Raw genomic sequence first — 21,928 nt, 5'->3', positions numbered from 1 at the left:
TCGTCATCGTGCCGTCGCTGTTCTGTCGTACCCGTGGCCTACCGTCGAGACGATGACGGAGGACATGATGACGAACGACGCACGGTCCCCGGCGATCACGGTCGAGGATATCCGCCGGGTACCGAAGGCACTGCTTCATGATCATCTTGATGGCGGGCTCCGGCCGGCCACGGTGGTAGAGCTCGCCGACGAGACCGGTTACCGCGATCTGCCGACCACGGACGTCCACGCCCTGAGCACCTGGTTCCGTGGCGGCGCGCACAGCGGTTCGCTCGTCCGCTACCTGGAGACGTTCCGGCACACGGTGGGGGTGATGCAGACCCAGGATGCGATCATGCGGGTGGCGCGGGAGTGCGCGGAGGATCTTGCGGCCGACGGCGTCGTCTACGCCGAGGTGCGGTTCGCACCCGAGCTGCACCTCGAGCGCGGGCTGTCCCTGGACGCGGTGGTCGAGGCCGTGCTTGACGGGTTCCGAGCCGGTTCGGCCGGCACACCGCTGCACCTTCGCGCCCTGCTCACCGCGATGCGCCATCAGGCCCGTTCGCTGGAGATCGCGCAGCTCGCGGTCCGGTGGCGCGATGCCGGCGTGGTCGGGTTCGACATCGCGGGCGCCGAGGCGGGTAATCCGCCCACCCGTCACCTGGATGCCTTCCAATACATCCAGCGGGCGAACGGCCACTTCACGATCCATGCGGGCGAGGCGTTCGGCCTGCCGTCGATCTGGGAGGCCGTGCAGTGGTGCAACGCCGATCGGCTGGGGCACGCAGTGCGCATCGTCGATGACATCACGGTCGATCCGGACGGTAGGGCGATCCTCGGTGATCTCGCGAACTACGTGCGCGACGTCCGGGTGCCGCTGGAGATGTGTCCCTCGTCGAACGTGCACACCGGAGCCGCGCCGAGCATCGAGCGGCACCCCATCGGGCTGCTTCGCCGGCTGCAGTTCCGGGTCACGGTCAACACGGACAACAGGCTGATGAGCGGCGTGTCGCTGTCGAGTGAGTTCGCGACCCTCGTGGACGTCAACGGCTACGGCTGGTCCGACATCCGCTGGCTTACCCTCAACGCGATGAAGTCCGCCTTCCTGCCCTTCGACCGGCGGCTCGATTTCATCAACAACGTCATCAAGCCGGGCTATGCGGAGCTCGTCTCCGCGGAGTCAGCCTGATGAGCGGCGGTCCGCTGAGCGGCGGTCCGCCGGGCGCTGAACCCGATCTGCTCGGTAGCGGGATCTCCGGGTCCGGGACGTCCGGGCCGGTGAGGCCCGCCTCGGATGTCCCGGTGAGGCCCGCCTCGGATGTCCCGGTGAGGCCCGCCTCGGATGTCGTGGTGGGAGCCGATGGTTGCCCGCGATGCCCGTGGGGTCTGTCCACGCCGGAGTACGTCGCCTACCACGACTACGAGTGGGGGCGTCCGGTCAGGGACACGGTCGGTCTGTTCGAGCGGCTGACCCTGGAGGCGTTCCAGTCCGGTCTGTCGTGGTTGACGATCCTGCGCAAGCGGCCGGCGTTCCGGGCGGCGTTCGCCGGATTCGACCCGGCAGCCGTGGCCGCGTTCGGTTCCGCGGATGTCGACCGGTTGCTCGCCGACGCCGGCATCGTCCGAAACCGTCGCAAGATCGAGGCGACGATCGCCAACGCCCGCGCCGTCCTTACGCTCGACCATCCTCTGGAGGAACTGATCTGGTCGTTCCAGCCGGAGCCGACGGGGCGGGCGGCGCCGGCCACCCTTGCCGACGTGCCGGCGAAGACCCCCGAGTCGGTGGCGCTCGCCAAGGGGCTGCGCGCGGCGGGGTTCGTCTTCGTCGGTCCGACCACCGCCTATGCTCTGATGCAGGCCTGCGGGCTTGTTGATGATCATCTGTCTGGCTGCTGGGTGGCCGGGGGCGTGGGCCAGCCGTCAGATCTCGGCTGTGGCCGTCGGCGGCGGTTCAGTCCGTGGCCGTGAACCGGTCGGATGGGCTGGGTGGAGCTCCGGCAGATCATCCGGGGAAGCCGGTCACCTGGGAAAGCCGGCGAGCACATCCGCGGAGGCGGACAGCCCGAGCCGGGTCGCGCCGGCCTCGATCATCTCGATCGCCTTCTCGGTGGTGCGGATGCCGCCCGAGGCTTTGATGCCGAGCCGGCCACCCACGGCCGCCGCCATCGCCCGCACTGCGCGCACGCTGGCCCCGCCGGCCGGGTGGAAACCGGTGGAGGTCTTGACGAACTCGGCGCCGCCGGCCTCCGCTGCCCGGCAGGCGGCGACGATGCTCTCGTCCGGCAGCAGGGCTGTCTCCAGGATGACCTTGAGTACGACGTCCGGCGGCACCGACAGCCGGACCTCGGTGATTTCGGTTTCGATCGCTCGCCAGTTCTCGTCCATCGCGTTGGCGATGTCGATGACCATGTCGATCTCCGTGGCGCCGTCCGCGACCGCCCGCCGCGCCTCCTCGGCCTTGATGACGGTCAGGTGCGTGCCGTGCGGAAAGCCGATGACAGAGGCGACGCCGAAGGCCGGCCTGACCTCACCGCGGTCCCGTCGGGTACTCGCGGCGGCCAGGTAGACATGGGTCGGCGCCACACAGACGGCACCGACACCCAGCTTGGCAGCTTCCCCGCACAGCGCGAGTATCTCCTCGCCGGTGGCGGACGGCTGTAGCAGCGTGTGGTCGACCATCCGGGCCACCTCGGCGCGCCGCAGCGTGGGGCGAGCGCCGGCGGCCGGTCGGGAGGGGGACTTCTCGGGTTCCTCGCCGGGACGGTCCGATCCTGCCGGAGCCGTTGTCATACGTTGCATCATTGCCGATCGCCCGGCTTCGCGTACGAGGAGTCCTTCCGTGCAGCTGCACATCGTCGACCATCCCCTCGCGGCCTCGTCGCTGACCGTCCTGCGGGACGAGCGCACGCCCCGCTCCCGGTTCCGGCCCGTCCTGTACGACCTGGCGATGATGCTCGTGTACGAGGCGACCCGTACGCTGCCGACGATGCCGGTCGCCGTCACGACTCCGCTGGCCACGACCTCCGGGGCGCGGCTGGCCGCGGAGCCGGTCGTCGTCCCGGTGCTGCGGGCCGGGCTCGGCATGCTGCCGGCGGCGCTCAACCTGCTTCCCGACGCCCACACCGCGTTCATCGGGCTCTCCCGCGACGAGACGACCTTCGAACCCACGGTCTACCTGGAGGCGGTGCCCAGCGATCTGGCCGGCCGCCCGGTGCTGCTGCTCGACCCGATGCTCGCCACCGGCGGTTCGGCCCTGCACTGTCTGCGGCTGCTCGCCGACCGCGGGGCGCGGGGCGTCACCGTGGTCTCCGTGGTGGCAGCACCGGAGGGCCTTGCGGCGCTGGAATCCGGTGGCCCTGCGGTCGGCACGGCGGACCTGACCATTGTGACCGCCGTGGTCGACGAGAGATTGAACGAGACGGCCTATATTGTGCCCGGGCTCGGCGACGCGGGTGATCGGATCTTCGGCGAGATGTGATCTCCGTCGCGTCCGTCGAGCAGATTGCCCGCGGCCGTATGCAGGTGGAGCAGGCGTGCCGCGGCCTGGTCCCGAGCTGCGGGCACCGCGTCGACGGCATGCCCCGGCACCGGCTCCACGGTCTCGAGGTACACCTTCAGTTTGGGTTCGGTCCCGCTCGGGCGGAAGATCACCCGGTCCTCGTCGAGGAACAGCATGAGCACGTCGGCGGGTGGCAGAACCGGATGCGCCGCGTCGGCGCGGTCCACGGGGCGTGCGGGTCGAGGGGGGATGCCTCCCGCCGGTGCGTCCCCGTCCCGTCCGCCGGCCAGCAGGTCACGGACTGCGGTGACGGGACGCCCGGCGAGGCTGGTCGGCGGCTGGGCCCGCAGGCGGTGCATCGTCTCGTCGATCTGGGTGACGTCGTCGAAGCGCGCCGAGCGTTGCCCCGTGAGATGGACACCGAGTCGTGCGGACAACTCGTCGAGCAGGTCTGGCAAGGTCCGGCCTCGTCGCTTCGCCCGCGCGGCGACCAGGGCGATGGCGAGGGCGGCGGTGATGCCGTCCTTGTCGCGGACCAGCTCCGGGGCGACGGCGTAGCCGAGTGCCTCCTCGTAGCCGAAGACCAGCCGCGCGTCCGTACGCATGATCCACTTGAATCCGGTCAGCGTCTCGGCGTAAGGAACGCCGACCTCGGCGGCCAGCGCACGCAGACCGGAGGAGCTGACGATGGTGGTCGCCACCGGACCGGGGCGGGAGCGCAGGACATGATCGGCGAGAAGCAGACCGACCTCGTCGCCGCTGAGTAGCCGCCCTCCGACGGCGACGGCGCACCGGTCGGCGTCGGGATCGTTGGCGAGTACCAGATCGGCGTCGATGCGCTCGCCGAGTGCCAGAACCCGGTCCATCGCCCCCGCCTCCTCGGGGTTCGGCCACTGGACTGTCGGAAACTCCGGATCGGGTTCGGCCTGCTCGTGGACGACCTTGGGTGCGGCGAGACCCGCGGCGGTGAACACGGCGCCGAGAACGCCTGCGCCGACACCGTGCAACGGGGTGTACGCAACGGTCAGGGCCGCCGCGTCTGTGGTCACGTCTGTGCGTAGGTTGGTGGCTGTGGCTGTGGCTGTGGCTGTGGCTGCCCGGCCGGCCGTGGCCGCCGCGTGTATGTAGTCGTCGACGACATCCGCATCGAGTCTCCGCCAGGTCTCGGCGAGTGGGATCGCCCGGGCGGGGCCGGCAGCCGCGATCATTCCTTCGATCTCACGGTCCGCCGGAGCCACGAGCTGCGCTCCCCTCGCGGCGTCAGAGGAAGCATCACCCAGGTAGACCTTGTAGCCGTTGTCGGTGGCCGGATTGTGGCTGGCCGTGACCATCACACCGGCGTCCGCGCCCAGCCTGCGCACGGCGAAGGCCAGCACCGGAGTGGGTAGCGGCCTGGGGAGTACCAGCGCCCGCAATCCGGCACCGGCGAACACCCGGGCGCTGTCGAGGGCGAACGCCTCGCTGCGATGCCGGGCGTCGTAGCCGACGACGACGGTCGCCGTCGAGGAATTCGGGGCCGCGGCCGAGCCCGGTGCGGTGTTTATGGAGCTCCCGGCCGTGGCCGGATCCGGCTTCGGTGCCGCCGGTGCCGGTGCCGGTGCCGGTGCTGGTGCTGGTGGTGCTGGTGGTGCCGGTGCTGGTGCCGCCGGTGCCGCCCTGCTCGTGAGCCAGGTGGCGAGTCCGGCGGCGGCGCGGCGCACCACTGCGGTGTTCATGCCGGCTGGACCGGCGCGCAGTGGCCCGCGCAACCCGGCTGTGCCGAACCGCAGCGGTCCGTGGAAACGTGTGGTCAGTTCCGCGAGCAGCGTGGCATCGTGACCCGCGCCGTCGCGCAGTCGGGCCAGTTCGGCCCGGTCGGTGGGATCCGGATCATCGTTCAGCCAGGCCTCGACCTGCTCGGCGAGCGGGCTGGGCAGGGACGTCGGGCCTGGTCGGGACGTCGGGCCTGGTCGGGACGCGGACGGCATCGCGGTTCCGCCGCGGTCCTACAGCCGGGTGACGATGTCGGCGAGCAGGATACCCAGGCGTTCCGCGGCGGCGGCCCCCGCGGTCAGCACCTCGAGATGATCCAGCGGCTTGCCGCTCATCCCCGCCGCGAGGTTGGTGACCAGGGACAGGGCCAGCACCTCCGCTCCGGCGGCCCGTGCCGCGATCGTCTCGTGCACGGTCGACATGCCGACCAGGTCGGCTCCCAGGAGCCGCAGCATGCGGATCTCCGCGGGTGTCTCGAAGTGCGGACCGGGCAGTCCCGCATACACCCCTTCGGTCAGGGTGGGATCGACCTCGCGGGCAAGCGTCCGTAGCCGGGGGGAATAGGCGTCGGTCAGGTCGGTGAACGCCGGGCCGACCAGGGGCGAGCGGCCGGTCAGGTTCAGATGGTCAGCGACGAGGACGGGCTGGCCGACGTACATGTCCGCGCGCAGACCGCCGGCGGCGTTCGTCAGTATGACGGTCGACGCGCCGGCCGCACAGGCCAGGCGGACCGCGTGGACCACCCGGGACAGGTCATGGCCCTCGTACGGATGCACGCGACCCAGATAGATCAACAGGCGACGGTCGCCGAGCTGGACGGAGCGTGCGGTCGGCTTGTGCCCGGGAACGTCGGTGTTGGAGGGGAAGCCGCCGAGTTGGGTAAACGTGACCTCGGTGACGTCGGTCGCCTGCCGGGACAGTACATCGGCGGCCGGGGGCCAGCCCGATCCCAGCACAATCGCGATGTCGTGCCGGCCGGCTCCCGTCAGCTCGGCCAGGGTGGCGGCCGAGGCCGCCGCATTCGGTTCGTCCGCCTGTGCCCTCACCCGGCGACTGTACGGGGTGCGTGGAGGACACTGACGCCCGTGCCTCTGATACCGTCCCACCGTCGTCTCCCGGCAGTGCCCTTGGAGTCCGGCGAGTTCACCGAGGTCGTGCTGCGCGGTCGGCTCACCGACCCGAGCGGACCCGGACGGTTCACGGCGAAGGTCGAATCCTTCGTCGGACACCGGTTCGGGGCCTCGCGCTGGATCGTGCTGACCGATCGGCGGCTGCTGGTCCTCGCCCCCTTCCCGCGGGAGGGCGACTGGTTCGACGTCGTCTTCGACCGTCGTGAGGTGACGGCGTCCCGAGGCGTCAAGCACGGAGATGTGATCACCGTCGAGCTCACCACTCCCCGCGGCCGTCAGGTTCTGCGCATCCCGGCCCGGCTACGCGGGGAGGCGAGCCGTTTCATCCGCGCGCTGCGCTAACAGTGAACGATCTCGCCGTGCGGCCTGTGCGGCCCGTGCGGCCTGTGCGGCCCGTGCGGCCTGTGCGGCCTGTGCGGCCCGTGCGGCCCGTGCGGCCGCCGGGAGCGGCGGTCTCGCGGTTACCGGCCGATAGGGTCAGGACTGGATCCCGCGACGGGCGCGGTGACATCGCCACACATCTGGCGAGAAAAGTACCCGGCGGGCCGGACCAGACTGCGATGGGAACAACGGATCGATGACTACGACCCAGTCGACCACCGGCGAGCTACCGATCCCGGTGGCGGGGGCCGCCACCTCGGGCGGGCGGCAGCGCACGGCCATGCGCACACATGTGTGCGGTGATCTGCGATCGGATCACGTTGACCAGACCGTGACGGTGTGTGGCTGGGTGGCGCATCGCCGTCAGCACGGCCAGTCGCTGACCTTCGTCGACCTGCGTGACCATTCCGGGATCATTCAGGCGGTCGTCGACGGCTCGGTCGACGTCCGGACCGAGTACGTATTGCGGATCACCGGTACCGTCGCCGTCCGCCCGGAGGGGACCGCGAACCCCGCCTTGGCCACGGGCGAGGTCGAACTACGCGACTGCGAGGTGCAGGTGCTCTCGGTCGCGACACCGCCGCCGTTCCCGCTGGACGATCGAGCCGACTCCGTCGATGAGGCCACTCGTCTCGCCTACCGCTATCTCGATCTGCGCCGTGACCGGATGCAGCGCAACCTGCGGATCCGCTCGGCGGTTCTTGCGGCGATGCGCTCGGCGCTTGCCCCGCTGGACTTCGTCGAGGTCGAGACGCCGCTGCTGATGCCCTCGACCCCGGAGGGAGCGCGGGAGTTCATCGTTCCGTCGCGCCAGTTCCCAGGCAGTTTTTACGCCCTCCCGCAGTCACCCCAGCTTTTCAAGCAGCTGCTCATGGTGGGTGGGACGGATCGCTATTTCCAGTTCGCCCGGTGTCTGCGCGACGAGGACCTACGGGCCGATCGGCAGTACGAGTTCACCCAGCTCGACCTCGAGATGAGCTTCGTGGACCAGGACGACGTGCTCGACGTGACGTCGGCGGCGGTTTTGGCCGCGGCTCGGGCGGTGACCGGCGGCCTCGTGCCGCCGATCGAGCGGATGTCCTGGCACGAGGCGATGAACCGCTTCGGGGTCGACAAGCCGGACCTGCGGTTCGGCATGGAACTCGTAGAGCTGACCGCGGTCTTCGCGGGTAGCGGTTTCAAGGCGTTCGCCGGGGCCGAGGCCGTCAGGGGAATCCGTGTACCCGGCGGGTCGGCCTCGCACAACCGGCGCAAGCTCGACGATCTCACCGCGCGGGCGAAGGGACTGGGCGCGAAGGGCCTGGTCTGGATGCGGGTCGGTCCCGGCGGCGAACTGGAGTCCCCGGTGGCGAAGTTCCTCTCCGCCGAGGAACTCGCCGGCATCGTCGCGGCAACCGCGGCGGTGGCGGGAGACCTTCTTCTCCTGGTCGCCGACGAGTGGGCGACCACCTGCGAGGTACTCGGCCAGCTTCGCAACGATCTGGGCCGCCCACCGGCCGGCGAAGGCCCGTTGCGGTTCGTGTGGGTCGTCGACTTCCCGCTGTTCGTCGGGGTGGACCCTGGCACCGGACGGCCGAAGCCGGGGCATCACCCCTTCACCCGTCCGCACCCCGACGATGTGGACAAGCTGGAGACCGATCCGCTCGCGGTGCGTAGCCGGGCGTACGATCTGGTGCTCAACGGCTGGGAACTCGGATCCGGTTCGATCCGGATCCATGAGAGCGATCTCCAGCAGCGCATCTTCGGGATCCTCGGAATCTCGCCGGCGGAGGCGAAGGCTCGATTCGGCTTCTTCCTCACCCCTTTCGGCTACGGGGCGCCACCGCACGGCGGATTCGCGGTGGGGATCGACCGGTTGGTGGCGATCCTCGCCGGTGAGGAGAACATCCGGGAGGTCATCGCCTTTCCCAAGACCCAGTCGGGACTCGACCCGTTGACGGGCGCCCCGACGCCCGTGACCGATCGTCAGCTGCGTGAGCTGGGGGTGCGGGTGGGTCACGGCACCGGGACAGGGACAGGGACCGGGCCCGGTAGCCGTCTGAGTGCGTCGGGCCTGGCCGATGAGCGGTGAGGTGGTCGGGGCCGGGCATTGCCGCGACCAGGCCTTTGGCCAGCTTCCCCGGTGGGGTGGTGGGGTAGGAACGGGCCGAATGGGGTAGTCACCTTCTGCTGCCCGTGAGCCGAGCCGGTGGGTGACGGCTGTCTGGTGCTGTTACCGACCCCGAGCTGTTACCGACCCCGAGACCCGATCCCAGGAGGCCAGGTGCAGATCCCTTTCTCGTCGTCGTCGAGCACCAGTCTCGGCATCGAATGGGAGCTGCAGCTCGTCGACCAGCAATCGCGCGAACTTCGCGGCGAGGCCAGCGGGATTCTTCACGAGCTGCGGGCGAAGGTCGGGGAGCGCGAGGCGGCCAAGGCCAAGCACGAGCTGTTCGAGTCGACCATCGAGGTCATCACCGGGGTCTGCGACTCGGTGGAGGAAGCGACCGCGGACCTGTCTGGAACCGTCTCGCTGCTGCGCGATCTGGCGGAACGGCGCGGGATCGGGCTGATGTGCAGCGGCACGCACCCGGCCAGTAACTATATGGGGCAGCGCATCACCGAGGATCATCGCTATTTCCGGTTGGTCAGCCAGATGCAGTGGTTGGCCCGGCGGCTGCTCATCTTCGGCGTCCACGTACATGTCGGAGTGCGGTCTGCGGACAAGGCCATGCCGATCGTGAACGCTCTGATGGCCTATGTCCCACATTTTCTCGCCTTGTCGGCGTCGTCGCCCTACTGGCTGGGCGGAGACACCGGGCTGGCCTCATCGCGATCACAGGTCTTCGCGAGCCTGCCCACCGCGGGACTGCCGTACCCGTTGGAGGACTGGCCGGGTTTCGAGTCGTTCATGGAGACACTGATTGTCTCCGGCACCATCGAGACGATCCGCGAGGTCTGGTGGGACATCCGTCCACATCCCAACTTCGGCACCGTGGAACTGCGGGTCTGCGATGGTCTGCCGTCCCTGATGGAGGTGGGGGCGGTTGCGGCTCTCGCGCAGTGCCTGGTTGACCGCATGAACACCCAGATCGATCGTGGGTATCGCCTCCCGACCCCGCAACGATGGCTCGTGCAGGAGAACAAGTGGCGGGCGGCCCGGTACGGTCTGGACGCGCAGATCATCGTCGATGGTCGGGGCGGTATCCGGCCGGTCCGGGATGACATCACCGATCTCGTGGAGGATCTGCTTCCGGTCGCCCACCGTCTCGGTTGTTCATCCGAGCTCTCCGACACGCTGACTATCCTGCGGACGGGCGCGAGCTATATCCGGCAGCGGGACGCCGCCCGGCGGGCCGGTGGAGAGCTCACCCGGGTCGTCGATACCCTTCTCGAAGAGATGAACACCGGCCGTCCGGTAGTCGACGGCTAGACACGCCGGCGAATACCCCGAACCGCCTGCGTTCAGGGCCCGCGTGGCGTGTGCAGGGAGGAGCCCGGCCGGCAGATGAAGGTTGACGAGACCGCGGCGGTCGCCGGGTGGGTGGCCGCGCACGAATCCGAGCTGATCGCGTTGCGTCGCGATCTCCACGCTCACCCGGAGCTCGGCCGGCAGGAGCACCGCACTGCCGAGCAGGTCGAGGCGCGGCTTCGGGCCGCGGGACTGTCGCCGCAGCGCCTGCCGGACCTTCCTGGCCTGTGGTGTGACATCGGTGCCGGCGTCGATCATGATCCAGGCGCTCCCGTGATCATGCTGCGGGCCGACATGGACGCTCTTCCGCTCTCGGATATCAAGGACGTGCCGTACCGCTCCACCGTTCCGGGTGTGGCTCACGCCTGCGGACATGACGTACACACGACCGTGGCGCTCGGCGCCGGACTCGCACTTGCCGAGGTCGCACGCGTGTCCACGCTGCCCGGGACCGTGCGCCTGGTGTTCCAGCCCGCGGAGGAGCTCATGCCGGGCGGCGCGTTGGACATCATCGACGCGGGCGTGCTGAAGCCGGTGACCACGGCGATCGCGGTGCACTGCGATCCGGCGCTCGACCTGGGCATGATCGGTCTGCGGACGGGTCCGATCACCTCTGCCGCCGATGCCGTCGAAATCACGCTGGCCGGGCCCGGCGGTCACACCTCCCGGCCACAGAACACAGTCGACCTGGTGTACGCGCTCGTCCGCCTTGCGGCCGATCTCCCTGCCGCGTTGGGGCGACTGGTCGATCCCAGGTCGGCGCTCTCCCTGGTCTGGGGTCAGGTGCAGGCGGGAACCGTTGCCAACGCCATCCCTCGTACCGGTCAGCTTCGAGGCACGGTCCGCACCCTGTCCCGGGAGACCTGGGAGAGCGTGCCGGCGCTGGTCACTCAGGTTGCCGAGCAGCTCATCGCACCGTACGGAGCACAGATCGTGGTCGACTACCGCCGTGGAGTGCCGCCCGTGGTGAACAGCGTGGATGTCGTCGAGGTCCTTCGGACCGTCGTCGACCGCGTGTTTGGTCATGGGGCCTCCACCATGGTGGCGCAATCGCTTGGTGGCGAGGACTTCGGTTGGTATCTGAACCACGTGCCGGGGGCCTTGGCCCGATTGGGCACTCGGACACCCGGCGGCCACACCTACGACCTTCACCAGGGCAGCTTCGACGTGGACGAGAGGGCGATCGGTGTGGGCGTGAAGCTGCTTGCCGGCGCGGCTCTCGATCTGCTGACCCATACGCCCCCGGCGCCGTGACGCTACGTCCGCCTCTGTCCGGATCCGCGGCCGCGCCTCATGGTGTGATGCGTCACGCTGCCGTGATGCGTCACGCGGTCGGTCGCGAACGGAGTTCGGCCACGTAATCGGCGGGTGCCCCGGCCTTCTCCGCGGAATCGGCGATCATCTCGAGGTACCGGCGCGACGGGAGTCCTCCCTCGTAGGCGTCGAGAACATAGGTCCAGGCGAGGGCCTCCCCATCAAGGGTGGAGACCCGCACCCGGATGCGGGTGTACAGGCCGGTGTCCGCGCCCTCCCAGACGTCGAGCCGTTCCAGGTCGTAACGGTCGAGGTCGTACAGAAGGACGTACGCGTGAGCACCCGGAGCCTCGACGATGGTCGGCAAGGCTCCATCCCAACCGACGTTTTCACCGCCGAACGTGAGACGCCAGCCATTGATCCATCCAGTGCCGGTCACGGGCGAGTGCGGGGCCCGCTCCTTCATCTGCGCCGGGTCGAGGTTGCCGGCGTAAGCCGCGTACAAGGTCATTGTGATCTCTCGGAGGGTTACGGTGCGTGATTGTAACTGTAATTTCCGCTCATGAAAGGAGGAAGATGGCCCTACCTGACATCGCCGATGTCGGACTCCGTCTGCGATCCTACGGAGCCTCCCGCACCGGCAGGAGAGCGGCCGCGGCGGCGGGGCAAGATGATAAGGAAGCGATACCGGATCGGGAGGGCACGTGACTCGCATCGTCATTCTTGGTGGAGGGCCCGGAGGCTACGAGGCGGCTCTCGTCGGCGCCTCACTCGGCGCGACGGTCACCGTCATCGACTCGGAGGGGGTCGGTGGTGCCTGTGTGCTCACCGACTGCGTCCCCTCCAAAACCTTGATCGCAACTTCGGAGACCATGACGAACCTCGCTCTGGCTCCCGGCCTGGGTGTCCGCCCGCATAGTCTTGGCTCTGGGCCGGAACCGGCGTTGCCCCCCGTGGCCTGGGGGATCAGTACCGGCACGGACTCGGGCACCCGGCCGCTCACGCCCCCGGAGGTCGTCAATGTGGATGCGGAGCAGGTGTACGAACGGGTCCGTGATCTAGCCAAGGCCCAGTCCCTGGACATCGAGCGCCGGCTCGAGCGCGAGAAGGTCGATGTCGTGCACGCCTCTGGGCGCCTCGTCGGGCCGCACGCAGTCGAGACCAGCACCGGTGAAACCTTCGTCGGTGATGTGATTTTGATCGCGACCGGCGCCTCACCACGCGACCTCCCCACGGCCCGGCCAGATGGTGAGCGGATTCTCACCTGGCGCCACCTCTACGACCTCAAGGAGATACCCGAACATCTGGTCGTCGTCGGTTCCGGCGTCACCGGAGCCGAGTTCGCCAGCGCGTATCGGGCGCTTGGCGCCGAGGTCACGCTGGTTTCCTCGCGCGAACGCGTGCTGCCGGGGGAGGACCCGGATGCCGCCCGGGTCATCGAGGATGTGTTCGTGCGGCGTGGGATCGAGGTGCTCAACCGATCGAGGGCGGCGTCGGTACGGCGCATCGGGGACGGTGTGATCGTCGAGCTGACCGACGGCCGGACCGTTACGGGAAGCCACGCTCTGATGGCGGTTGGTTCGGTACCCCGCACCAAGGGCCTGGGACTGACTGACGTGGGGGTACGGCTTGGGCCTGGTGGGCATGTGAACGTGGACCGGATGTCGCGGACCTCGGTGCCGGGTGTCTACGCGGCCGGTGACTGCACCGGAGTCCTCCCGCTCGCATCGGTCGCCGCGATGCAGGGGCGTATCGCCATGTGGCACGCCCTCGGCGAGGCCGTCACACCCTTGCGGCTCGGGACGGTGTCGTCCAACATCTTCACCGAGCCGGAAATCGCCACCGTCGGAGTCACGCAGGTGATGAAGGACACCGGGGCAGTCGCAGCCGAGGTGACCACAGTTCCACTCTCGCGGAATCCGCGGGCGAAGATGATGGGTATTGAGGACGGCTTCGTGAAACTGTTCTGCCGTCCGGGGAGTGGAAGTGTGCTTGGCGGTGTCATTGTCGCGCCGCGTGCATCCGAACTAATCCTCTCCATCTCGCTCGCGGTCGAACACGGTCTGACCGTCGATCAAATCGCACATACGTTCTCGATCTACCCGTCGCTCTCCGGATCGATCACCGAGGCGGCTCGCGTCCTGCGTACGCGCGACTTCTTCGCGGGATTCGACAACCCAGAGTGAGCAGGGGCCCGGCAGGGCCGCGCGCGGCACCTCCTGCCATCTTGGGCTGCCGTGTTGGGCTGCCGTGTCGGGCCGCGGACGGCAGTCGCCGCTGCCGGGCGCTGCCCGCAGACGCAGACGAGTGGCGCGTGCACCGACCCGTCCCGACTCTCATGACGAAGGTCGGCGCAGCGAGTACTGCCGACGCCTGCCTGTGGAGAAGGCTACGAGTTGTCCTCGTCCCCCTCGTCCTCATCGTCGCTCGTGGGGAAAATTGGAGGAAAGCCATGCTGTTCCAGCCGGCGGTTCCGGAAGAACCCGCTGGTGGCGAAGCCGAGCCCGATCCCAGAGATCAGAAGAAACGCGACGACGATGGCTCGGACTTCGAGCTCACCGGGCAGCAGGGCAAAGATCAGCGCGAAGGGCAACATCAGCAGGAAGGGCCGTGTCGCCTGGCGCAGCCTCCAGCCGGGGCCGGTGAGGTCATGCGAGACCCAGCCGTTGTAGGCCGGAGGAAGGGTCCCCCCAAGCAGGTAGTGCACTCGCCCGGTCAGCGGTGGTCGCTGAACGACCGGGCGGGCCACCGCCAGCTTCCGGTCCTGCAGCTTCCGGTCCTGGCCGCTCACCGTCGGGCTGTCGTTACCGTCCATACCTCGCAGCCTATGAAGTCTGCGGTGGAGAGGTGGCAGCCGACGGTGGGCAGGTCGAGCTTCAGTGTGCTCTAGTCTTTGATCTCACAGAGCACGGTGCCGCTGGTGACAACGGCGCCGACGGTCGCAGCCAGTCCGGTGACCGTGCCATCCCGATGCGCGTTGATCGGCTGTTCCATCTTCATCGCTTCCAGAACAATGATCAGATCACCCGCGGAAACGGTGTCGCCGTCGTTGACCGCGACCTTCACGATGGTGCCCTGCATGGGACTGGCCAGGGCGTCGCCCGTGACCTTGGCCGCCGCCGTGCCGCGAGCGCGCCGCTTGGGTGCCGCTCCCCGGGAAGCGGCGACGGGGGCAGAACCGAATCCGGCGGGTAGCACGACTTCGAGGCGTTTGCCGCTCACCTCGACAACCACGGTCTCCCGCGGCTCGGGGGTGGTGTCGGCCTCAGTCCCTCCCGCGAAGGCCGGGATGGTGTTGTCGAACTCGGTTTCGATCCAGCGGTTGTGGATACGGAAAGGCTCTGCGGCGTCCTCCGGGGCGAAGGCGGGATCCCGTACGACCGCGCGGTGGAACGGCAGTGCCGTCGCCATTCCCTCGATGACCATCTCATCGAGGGCGCGCCGAGCCCGCTGCAGAGCTTCCTGCCGGGTTGCTCCGGTGATGATGAGCTTTGCGAGCAGGGAGTCGAAGGCGCCGCCGATGACGCTGCCGCTTTCGATGCCGGTATCGAGCCGGACGCCGGGGCCGGCCGGCGCGATCAGCTTGGTGACCGTGCCGGGTGCGGGAAGGAAGTTACGGCCGGGATCCTCACCGTTGATGCGGAATTCGATGGAGTGACCGCGAGGAGCCGAATCGGTGAAGTCGAGTGCCTCACCCTCGGCGATACGGAACTGGGCGCGAACCAGGTCTACTCCGGAGACCTCTTCGGTCACCGGATGCTCGACCTGGAGGCGGGTGTTGACTTCAAGAAAGCTGATCATGCCATCGCGGGCGACGAGGAACTCGACGGTCCCGGCCCCGACATAGCCGGCTTTCTTGCAGATCGCCCTCGAGGCCTCGTACAGCGAGCGGAGCTGAGCCTCCGAGAGAAACGGTGCCGGCGCCTCCTCCACGAGCTTCTGGTAACGGCGCTGGAGTGAGCAGTCGCGGGTACCGACCACGACGACGTTGCCGTGCGTATCCGCCAGGATCTGGGTCTCGACGTGGCGCGGCTGGTCCAGATACCGCTCGACGAAGCACTCCCCGCGACCGAACGCCGCGACCGCTTCCCGGACGGCACTGTCAAACAGTTCGGGGAGCTCCTCCGCGGTCCAAGCGACCTTCAGTCCGCGCCCTCCGCCACCAAAAGCGGCCTTGATGGCAACCGGAAGGCCGTACTGCCTGGCGAAGGTGACAACCTCATCGACGCCGGCCACGGGGTCTGCGGTGCCGGGTGCGAGCGGCGCGCCGACCGCTAGTGCAATATGCCGGGCCGCGGTCTTGTCCCCGAGACGGCGGATGGCCTCCGGCGGCGGGCCGATCCAGGTGAGGCCTGCGGAGATCACGGCCTCCGCGAAGTCCGCGTTCTCCGAGAGAAAACCGTATCCCGGGTGGACGGCGTCGGCCCCGGAGGACTCGCAGGCATCGAGAATTTTGTCGATGCGCAGGTACGAATCACCAGGGGTCGCGCCTCCCAATGCAAATGCCTCGTCAGCAACGCGTACGTGCAGGGCATTGATATCCGGTTCCGCGTAGACTGCGACGCTGGTGTATCCGGCGTCGCGGCAGGCGCGGGCCACTCGAACCGCGATTTCTCCCCGATTGGCGATGAGGATCTTACGCACGTCGCTCCCGTCCTCGTCCGGCCTGCGTATAGGTGAGTCGGGCCGCACATTTTGCTGTCATTGTACCCAGAATGTGATGCTGCAGACATCCCGATGTCATGTCTATCGGTTGATCACCAGTCGGCTCGGGTGCGCGCACCCGGCGTCATCCCGGACCTTTGCCACGCCCCCGGTCCGGTGGTGAGACTGCCACGGAGCGCCAGCGTCGGGCTGGCCCAGGACGAACGGCGGGTGGCCGGTGCCGACGAGGGAACGGCGCGAGCCGTCAGGAGCGCCACCACAGCGGCGATCTCCTCCGGCGTCGCCTCACCGCGGATCAGCTGCAGCCGAGGCCGACTCGCCCGCCTGTCATCGTCCTGAACCACGTTTTTCTCCTCGGTACTTCGAGTAGCTGGTGTGTCGTACGTATGCCGTCCGTGGGCCCGCGGCCCGGGAGATCTCCGCCGCGGACGGATCCCCCTTCCGGCGAGCCGGCGACGGCAGATCCCGCCTATAGCGGGATGTTGCCGTGCTTCTTCGGTGGCAGGGATTCACGCTTGGTACGCAGCAGACGCAGTGCTCGAATGAGCTCGCGCCGCGTTTCCGACGGGCTGATGACCGCGTCGAGATAGCCCCGTTCCGCCGCGATGTAAGGGGTCGCGAAGTGATCGGTGTAGTCTTGGATCAGCTCTGCCCGACGAGTCTCCGGTGACTCGGACCTGGCTAGATCCCGTCGATAGATGATGTTGACGGCACCCCGGGCGCCCATCACCGCGATCTCGGCGGTTGGCCAGGCGAGGTTGATGTCCGCCCGCAGGTGCTTGGACCCCATGACATCGTAGGCACCGCCGTAGGCCTTCCGAGTGATCACCGTCACCTTCGGTACGGTGGCCTCTGCGTAGGCGTAGATCAGCTTGGCGCCACGGCGAATGATGCCGTTCCACTCCTGGGAGGTGCCGGGAAGGAAGCCGGGGACGTCGACCAGAGTCAGCACCGGGATGTTGAATGCGTCGCAGGTCCGGACGAACCGGGCGGCCTTCTCACTGGCGTCGATGTCGAGGGTGCCGGCGAACTGCATCGGCTGGTTGGCGACCACCCCGATAGAACGTCCATCCACCCGGCCGAATCCGACGATCATGTTCTGGGCGAACTGAGCGTGGACCTCGAGAAAGTCACCCTCGTCGAGGACCCGCTCGATGATCTGGTGCATGTCGTACGGAGTGTTCGGGGAGTCGGGGATGAACGTGTCGAGATCCGGGTCGATCTCGGCGTCCAGATCGTCCACGGCGTCGTAGCTCGGGGCGTCGTCGAGATTGTTCGACGGAAGGAACGACAGCAGCGCACGGGCGAGTTCGAGGCACTCCGTCTCGTCGGCCGACTGGAAGTGCGCGACACCGCTGCGGGAGTTGTGGGTGTGTGCGCCACCCAGTTCCTCCATGCCCACGTCCTCGCCGGTGACCTCCTTGATCACGTCGGGGCCAGTGATGAACATGTGGCTGGTCTGGTCGACCATCAGGGTAAAGTCGGTGATCGCCGGAGAGTACACGGCGCCACCGGCGCATGGCCCCATGATCAGTGAGAGCTGTGGGACGACGCCGGAGGCCATCACGTTGCGGTAGAAGATTTCGCCGTACAGACCGAGGGAGACGACACCCTCCTGGATACGCGCTCCGCCGGAGTCGTTGATGCCCACGACGGGGCAGCCCGTCTTCAACGCAAGATCCATGATTTTGACGATCTTCTCACCGAAGACCTCACCCAGGCTGCCACCGAAAACGGTGAAGTCCTGGCTGAACACGCAGACCTGCCGGCCGTCGACAGTCCCGTACCCGGTCACCACGCCGTCGCCGTACGGCCGGTTGGCCTGGACGCCGAAGTCGTGCGCGCGATGGCGGGCGAAGGCGTCGGTCTCGACGAACGACCCGGGGTCGAGGAAGGCCTCGACCCGTTCGCGGGCTGTCATCTTGCCCTTGGCATGCTGCGCGTCGACCGCTCGCTGGGACCCGGCGTGGACGGCATCATCGTTCACGCGCCGCAGGTGGGCGAGTCGGCCTGCGGTGGTGTGCGGGTCGGGAGCAGAATCCTCTGCGGACGCGGGAAGAGCCATAACCGGCAGCGTACGACCCCCGCGGGTCCACGCGTGTGATTGATGTGCAGCGGATCTCACCGGATAGGCGAGATTCGTGGGCCTCCGGCGGGTTGACCGTATCCCGGATCAGTTCGCCGATCGTTCGCCGATCGTCCGCCGATCGTCCGAGTCGCCGACGGGTGACCGGACGGTCTGGCAGAGTGGACCGGTGCCACTCTCGAAGGAGCCCGCACCCGCGGGACCCTCTCCTGAGCAGCCCGCGTCCGGCAAGCTCCCGTCCGGCAAGCCCTCGCCGGCGTCCCCTCGGGCCCGCCCTGCCGGAGAGGGGCGATCCTCGTCCGTCGGAACACGTGAACCGCTTGACGCCGCACGCCTCGCGGCCCGTGCCGCCGCGGTCGGTCTCGACCTGACGGTGGTAGAGGAGATCGACTCGACCAACGCCGCGCTGGCGCGCATCGCCCGGGGCGAAGACACCGCCCGGGGCGAAGACACCGCCCGCGGCCGGGGACGGGTTCTCGTCGCCGAACGGCAGACGGCGGGTCGTGGCCGGCTTGACCGATCATGGGAGTCTCGCCCTGGTGCCGGGTTGACGGTCTCGCTGCTGCTGCAACCCCGGGTACCGATGTCACTGCTCGGCTGGCTGCCCATGGTGGTCGGAACCTCGCTCCTAGCGACGCTACGTGAGGTGGCGGCGGTTCCCGCAGTCCTGAAATGGCCCAATGACGTTCTCGTCGACGACGCGAAGCTCGCCGGCATCCTGGTCGAGGTCGTCCAGGTCCCACTATCGTCACCCTCGGTGATTATCGGTTTTGGGTTGAATGTCATGGCGGAGCATGACGAGCTCCCGGAGCGGTCGACAAGCCTGCTGCTCAGCGGCGCGCTTCCGGCGGCCCTGGACCGGACCAAGCTGCTCGGGGTGGTACTCGCGGATCTCGTCGGGGCGATCACTGGTTGGGAGGCCGACCCGCAAGCGGCTCGCGCGGAGTACCTACGGGTGTGCGCGACGATCGGCAGGCGGGTGCGCGTCGAGCTGCCGGACGGTTCGGCGGTGCTCGGGACCGCCACCGACGTTGACCCCGACGGCCGGCTCGTCGTCAACGGGCGACCCTACAGCGCCGCCGACATCGTTCACCTGCGGTGACGAGGGACCCGGCAGTGATCTGTCCGCCCGAGATGCGACGATCGTTGCCGTGGCGTTTCCCGACGATATCCTCACCCAGGACGAAGAGGTTGTCCTTCATGTGCACCCGCACTGGGTCAGCCTGGTAGTCCCGGCGTTCTGGACGGTTGCCGCCCTCCTTTTCGCCGTGCTGGGGGTTTTCTTCGCACCCGGAGGGGTGTTGCAGAAGCCCATCCAGTATCTCGTGCTTCTGGTCGCCTTCGGCGCGATCGGCTACCTGAGTGTGATGCCATGGTTACGTCGAATGACGACCCATTACGTCGTGACGAACCATCGACTGGTGATCCGCGAAGGGGTCGTCACGCGGGTCGGGCGTGACGTCCCGCTCGCCTGGTTGGTTGGCGCGACGGTGCAGCAGAACGTCATCGACCGGCTTCTGGGCTCGGGTGAGCTGATCATTGAGATGGTGGGGCAGCGGGGCCGGGCCAGCCTGTCGTGTATGCCGCACGCCGAGCGGGTGCAGGAAACCCTCGCCGATCTCTCCGCGCCCTACCAGTCACGGGGCTATCCGGGGGCCTGACGCCGGGACGGCCGGAGGCGGCAAGCACGGCAGATCCGTCACACCGGATCGAACTCCCGCCACCATGCGAGCAATTTGTCGGCCTGCGGATCCTCCGTGGCGAAGCCGAGACGTTCGTCGTCAACCGTCCAGAACACCGAGAACCGGCCGGGTCTTGCATCGCAGAGGAAGGTGCCACGGCGTTGGGAGCCGCGTGCCCAGCGCTCGATGCCGGTCTGTCCCTGATAACAGTCGCCGACGTCGGCGAGGGCTGCGGACCGGCGGGCGATGTCGCGGGTCAGGGCCGAGGCGTCCCGGTAACGCAGGACGAGGATTCGAGCGGGGGCCGGAGCGTCGGTCGCCACCCCGGGGACGCAGCTGAGGGCCGCCTCCACGCCATCGGGTACCGCCTGTCCCCCGCTGGGCGGCGCACTCGTGCACTCGTCGACCGCGAACGGCTTGAGCGAGGACCGCAGCCGGGCCTCGGCGGCGTCGAGCGTCGGGCCCGGCGATGGTCCGACGCCGGGCCCTCCGGAGGCCACGGTGCCTGCGGTGCCCGTCGTGCCGGACGCCGACGGGTGGCGACCGGCGGGGCTGTCGCTCGGATCGTGGGTCACGGCGAGCCCGATGGTGACGCCACTCGCGACCAGAGCCGCGATGATCAGGACGATCGCGGTGAGGGGTCCGCGACGCCACCACGAGCCGGTTCCACCGGATGGATCATCGTCACCGTCGGCCGGATTCCGCGGGAATCCGTCTTCGGAACCGTTCACAGGTATCCGGTCTCCCGAGGAAGGTCAGCTCAATGGCGGAGTGGATCGAACGACTTCCACCATCTGTTGAGGTTACCCGGATCCTGATCATCCGCGGAGAACGCGATTCGATAGTCGTCGTAGGTCCAGAATTCGTAGAAACGTTTCGCGAAGAAGTAGCACAGCCGGGTGCCACCGGTCGACTCGGCCGGCGAGCTCCACTGCTCCGAGCTCTGCTGGCCGTCGTCGCAGTTCCCCTCGTCATAGTAGTACGTTTCACGGGCGCCGATCTGCCGGTCCATGGCGGACTGACTCGGGAAGTGGAAGGCGGTGACCTCGATTCCGCTGGAATCCTTGCAGACGAGGGCGGCGTCGGCGTAGGCGCTGTCACGGTGTGCAGGGACGGCGCATCCCGTCATGACGACCGGGTTCAGTAGTGAGCGGAGGATCTCCTGTGGATTGCCGGCCGGCTGTCCACCGCTCCCCGACGCTTCGATGGTCGATGTTCTGGCGACGGATTGTCCGCTCGTCGTGTCGGCGCCGTCCCCGCCGGTGAAGACGACGACTCCGAGCAGGATCACCAGGGTCAGGAGGAGACCGCCGCCTGCGAACAGCAGGCGTCGATCCACGCTGACCTCGTGCCGGGAGGCCGTGCCGCGCTTGGCCAGGGGGGCCAGGGGGGCCACGGCGCGCTCGGTGAGCCCGGGTCCGGCCGCGTCGGCGGTGGCCGTGCCGACCGAGGGGGCGGACGTGCCGAGGCGATTGACGGGCGCCGACGCTGGAAAGCCGCCGGTCGGGACAGGCGTCCCGCCCGTCAACGGGTGGTCGGCGGGTGATACGGGAAGCGGAGATGCGCCGGATGTGACCGGAGTTCCGCTCACCGAAGGGAATCCGTTCGGCGGGTTGACACCGATTGTTGCTCCGGGAGTTGGCGCCGGATAACCGATGGGCGGTGCGGACGGCTCCGCCTGCGCGTCAACGCCGTCCGTGGACCTGCCCCGGGCCTCGAAGGCTCCGAGGAAGGCCGTGTCACCGTTCGTGCCGAGCCCGGTGCCGGTTCCGGCCGCGAGGGTTCCGGGCTGGTTAAGGTCGCCGCCCTGGATGCCGGGCCGTCCGGTGGGCGGGGTCAGGCGGTAGGTGAGGTCGCCGTCGTCCGGCCACGGTGACGATGGGGTGTGGTGTGGGGACATCGACACTCCGGAGGACGTCCGAGGTCCCGAAGGCAGGGGGGGCTCGAAGGCCACCGGGGAGTCAGAGCTGCCGGATCTGGTTGGCGAGCCGTAGTAGAGCGGACCGGGCGGGCCGGCCATGCCTGTGGGCGGCCCGGGGGGTCCTGGGG

20 protein-coding genes are annotated in these 21,928 nt (G+C 68.5%); 10 read left to right on the top strand and 10 right to left on the bottom strand.

What is annotated here, in order from left to right:
- Nucleotides 1-67: 67 nt before the first annotated feature.
- Entirely contained in the window at nt 68-1,168 is a 1,101-nt protein-coding gene (locus AC08OO_RS12020) for an adenosine deaminase (protein ID WP_476610085.1), read from the top strand.
- Nucleotides 1,169-1,305: 137 nt separating this feature from the next.
- The gene (locus AC08OO_RS12015) at nt 1,306-1,947 is read left to right on the top strand and encodes a DNA-3-methyladenine glycosylase I (protein ID WP_476610078.1); all 642 of its coding nucleotides are present in this window, start codon (nt 1,306-1,308) and stop codon (nt 1,945-1,947) included.
- Nucleotides 1,948-1,998: 51 nt separating this feature from the next.
- Here the strand turns inward: AC08OO_RS12015 and deoC are convergent, their stop codons facing one another.
- Entirely contained in the window at nt 1,999-2,778 is a 780-nt protein-coding gene (gene deoC, locus AC08OO_RS12010; protein ID WP_476610079.1) for a deoxyribose-phosphate aldolase, read from the bottom strand.
- A gap of 40 nt (nt 2,779-2,818) precedes the next feature.
- Here deoC and upp point away from each other — a divergent pair, with 40 nt between their 5' ends.
- Nucleotides 2,819-3,457: a uracil phosphoribosyltransferase gene (gene upp / locus AC08OO_RS12005; RefSeq protein WP_476610080.1), complete on the top strand. Its 639-nt coding sequence runs from the start codon at nt 2,819-2,821 to the stop codon at nt 3,455-3,457.
- On the opposite strand, the gene AC08OO_RS12000 is transcribed toward upp, so the two are convergent.
- Complete coding sequence (locus tag AC08OO_RS12000) at nt 3,403-5,445, bottom strand: phospho-sugar mutase (protein WP_476610081.1); 2,043 nt, start codon at nt 5,443-5,445, stop codon at nt 3,403-3,405. The two genes, upp and AC08OO_RS12000, sit on opposite strands and share 55 nt — an antisense overlap.
- Before the next feature lie 18 nt (nt 5,446-5,463).
- Complete coding sequence (locus AC08OO_RS11995) at nt 5,464-6,276, bottom strand: purine-nucleoside phosphorylase (RefSeq protein WP_476606619.1); 813 nt, start codon at nt 6,274-6,276, stop codon at nt 5,464-5,466.
- A 39-nt stretch (nt 6,277-6,315) separates the two neighbouring features.
- Between AC08OO_RS11995 and AC08OO_RS11990 the strand changes: the two genes are divergently transcribed.
- The 4 genes from AC08OO_RS11990 to AC08OO_RS11975 all read left to right on the top strand — a co-directional run bounded on the left by AC08OO_RS11990 (nt 6,316) and on the right by AC08OO_RS11975 (nt 11,446).
- Nucleotides 6,316-6,702, top strand: coding sequence for a hypothetical protein (locus AC08OO_RS11990; RefSeq protein ID WP_023839883.1), 387 nt, complete (start codon nt 6,316-6,318; stop codon nt 6,700-6,702).
- A 235-nt stretch (nt 6,703-6,937) separates the two neighbouring features.
- A complete protein-coding gene (gene aspS, locus AC08OO_RS11985; protein ID WP_476610082.1) occupies nt 6,938-8,812 on the top strand; it encodes an aspartate--tRNA ligase in 1,875 nt (624 codons plus the stop codon).
- Between the two features lie 192 nt (nt 8,813-9,004).
- On the top strand, nt 9,005-10,153 hold the full coding sequence (locus AC08OO_RS11980; RefSeq protein WP_476606616.1) for a glutamate--cysteine ligase: 1,149 nt from the start codon (nt 9,005-9,007) through the stop codon (nt 10,151-10,153).
- Between the two features lie 75 nt (nt 10,154-10,228).
- Nucleotides 10,229-11,446 (top strand): amidohydrolase, encoded by a 1,218-nt coding sequence (locus tag AC08OO_RS11975; RefSeq protein ID WP_476606615.1) that lies wholly within the window; start codon nt 10,229-10,231, stop codon nt 11,444-11,446.
- A gap of 70 nt (nt 11,447-11,516) precedes the next feature.
- Here the strand turns inward: AC08OO_RS11975 and AC08OO_RS11970 are convergent, their stop codons facing one another.
- A complete protein-coding gene (locus AC08OO_RS11970) occupies nt 11,517-11,957 on the bottom strand; it encodes a gamma-glutamylcyclotransferase family protein (RefSeq protein WP_011435148.1) in 441 nt (146 codons plus the stop codon).
- A 193-nt stretch (nt 11,958-12,150) separates the two neighbouring features.
- On the opposite strand from AC08OO_RS11970, the gene AC08OO_RS11965 reads away from it, so the two are divergent.
- The gene (locus AC08OO_RS11965) at nt 12,151-13,632 is read left to right on the top strand and encodes an NAD(P)H-quinone dehydrogenase (protein ID WP_011435149.1); all 1,482 of its coding nucleotides are present in this window, start codon (nt 12,151-12,153) and stop codon (nt 13,630-13,632) included.
- Nucleotides 13,633-13,835: 203 nt separating this feature from the next.
- Here AC08OO_RS11965 and AC08OO_RS11960 read toward each other — a convergent pair whose 3' ends face one another.
- The 4 genes from AC08OO_RS11960 to AC08OO_RS11945 form a co-directional block, all read right to left on the bottom strand.
- Nucleotides 13,836-14,261, bottom strand: coding sequence for a DUF5313 family protein (locus tag AC08OO_RS11960; RefSeq protein WP_476606614.1), 426 nt, complete (start codon nt 14,259-14,261; stop codon nt 13,836-13,838).
- A gap of 71 nt (nt 14,262-14,332) precedes the next feature.
- Entirely contained in the window at nt 14,333-16,090 is a 1,758-nt protein-coding gene (locus AC08OO_RS11955; protein WP_476610083.1) for an acetyl/propionyl/methylcrotonyl-CoA carboxylase subunit alpha, read from the bottom strand.
- 113 nt (nt 16,091-16,203) lie between these two features.
- Nucleotides 16,204-16,455 (bottom strand): acyl-CoA carboxylase subunit epsilon, encoded by a 252-nt coding sequence (locus AC08OO_RS11950; protein WP_476606612.1) that lies wholly within the window; start codon nt 16,453-16,455, stop codon nt 16,204-16,206.
- A 125-nt stretch (nt 16,456-16,580) separates the two neighbouring features.
- A complete protein-coding gene (locus AC08OO_RS11945; RefSeq protein ID WP_011435153.1) occupies nt 16,581-18,176 on the bottom strand; it encodes an acyl-CoA carboxylase subunit beta in 1,596 nt (531 codons plus the stop codon).
- Between the two features lie 190 nt (nt 18,177-18,366).
- On the opposite strand from AC08OO_RS11945, the gene AC08OO_RS11940 reads away from it, so the two are divergent.
- Nucleotides 18,367-19,299 (top strand): biotin--[acetyl-CoA-carboxylase] ligase, encoded by a 933-nt coding sequence (locus AC08OO_RS11940; RefSeq protein WP_476606610.1) that lies wholly within the window; start codon nt 18,367-18,369, stop codon nt 19,297-19,299.
- Between the two features lie 49 nt (nt 19,300-19,348).
- Nucleotides 19,349-19,858 (top strand): PH domain-containing protein, encoded by a 510-nt coding sequence (locus tag AC08OO_RS11935; protein ID WP_476606609.1) that lies wholly within the window; start codon nt 19,349-19,351, stop codon nt 19,856-19,858.
- A gap of 38 nt (nt 19,859-19,896) precedes the next feature.
- On the opposite strand, the gene AC08OO_RS11930 is transcribed toward AC08OO_RS11935, so the two are convergent.
- On the bottom strand, nt 19,897-20,610 hold the full coding sequence (locus AC08OO_RS11930; RefSeq protein ID WP_476610084.1) for a hypothetical protein: 714 nt from the start codon (nt 20,608-20,610) through the stop codon (nt 19,897-19,899).
- Between the two features lie 29 nt (nt 20,611-20,639).
- On the bottom strand, nt 20,640-21,779 hold the full coding sequence (locus AC08OO_RS11925; protein WP_476618511.1) for a hypothetical protein: 1,140 nt from the start codon (nt 21,777-21,779) through the stop codon (nt 20,640-20,642).
- Between the last annotated feature and the right edge of the window lie 149 nt (nt 21,780-21,928).

This window comes from Frankia sp. CeCAU1 (assembly GCF_977971845.1).
This window is presented reverse-complemented; position numbering and strand designations above follow the sequence as displayed.

What these genes read in the sequence shown, in the direction of transcription:
- AC08OO_RS11960 (WP_476606614.1), bottom strand. Translation starts at nt 14,261, where the DNA reads ATGGACGGTAACGACAGCCCGACGGTGAGCGGCCAGGACCGGAAGCTG.
- aspS (WP_476610082.1), top strand. Translation starts at nt 6,938, where the DNA reads ATGACTACGACCCAGTCGACCACCGGCGAGCTACCGATCCCGGTGGCG.
- deoC (WP_476610079.1), bottom strand. Translation starts at nt 2,778, where the DNA reads ATGCAACGTATGACAACGGCTCCGGCAGGATCGGACCGTCCCGGCGAG.
- AC08OO_RS11975 (WP_476606615.1), top strand. Translation starts at nt 10,229, where the DNA reads ATGAAGGTTGACGAGACCGCGGCGGTCGCCGGGTGGGTGGCCGCGCAC.
- AC08OO_RS11925 (WP_476618511.1), bottom strand. Translation starts at nt 21,779, where the DNA reads ATGTCCCCACACCACACCCCATCGTCACCGTGGCCGGACGACGGCGAC.
- AC08OO_RS12020 (WP_476610085.1), top strand. Translation starts at nt 68, where the DNA reads ATGACGAACGACGCACGGTCCCCGGCGATCACGGTCGAGGATATCCGC.
- AC08OO_RS11945 (WP_011435153.1), bottom strand. Translation starts at nt 18,176, where the DNA reads ATGGCTCTTCCCGCGTCCGCAGAGGATTCTGCTCCCGACCCGCACACC.
- AC08OO_RS12000 (WP_476610081.1), bottom strand. Translation starts at nt 5,445, where the DNA reads ATGCCGTCCGCGTCCCGACCAGGCCCGACGTCCCGACCAGGCCCGACG.
- AC08OO_RS11970 (WP_011435148.1), bottom strand. Translation starts at nt 11,957, where the DNA reads ATGACCTTGTACGCGGCTTACGCCGGCAACCTCGACCCGGCGCAGATG.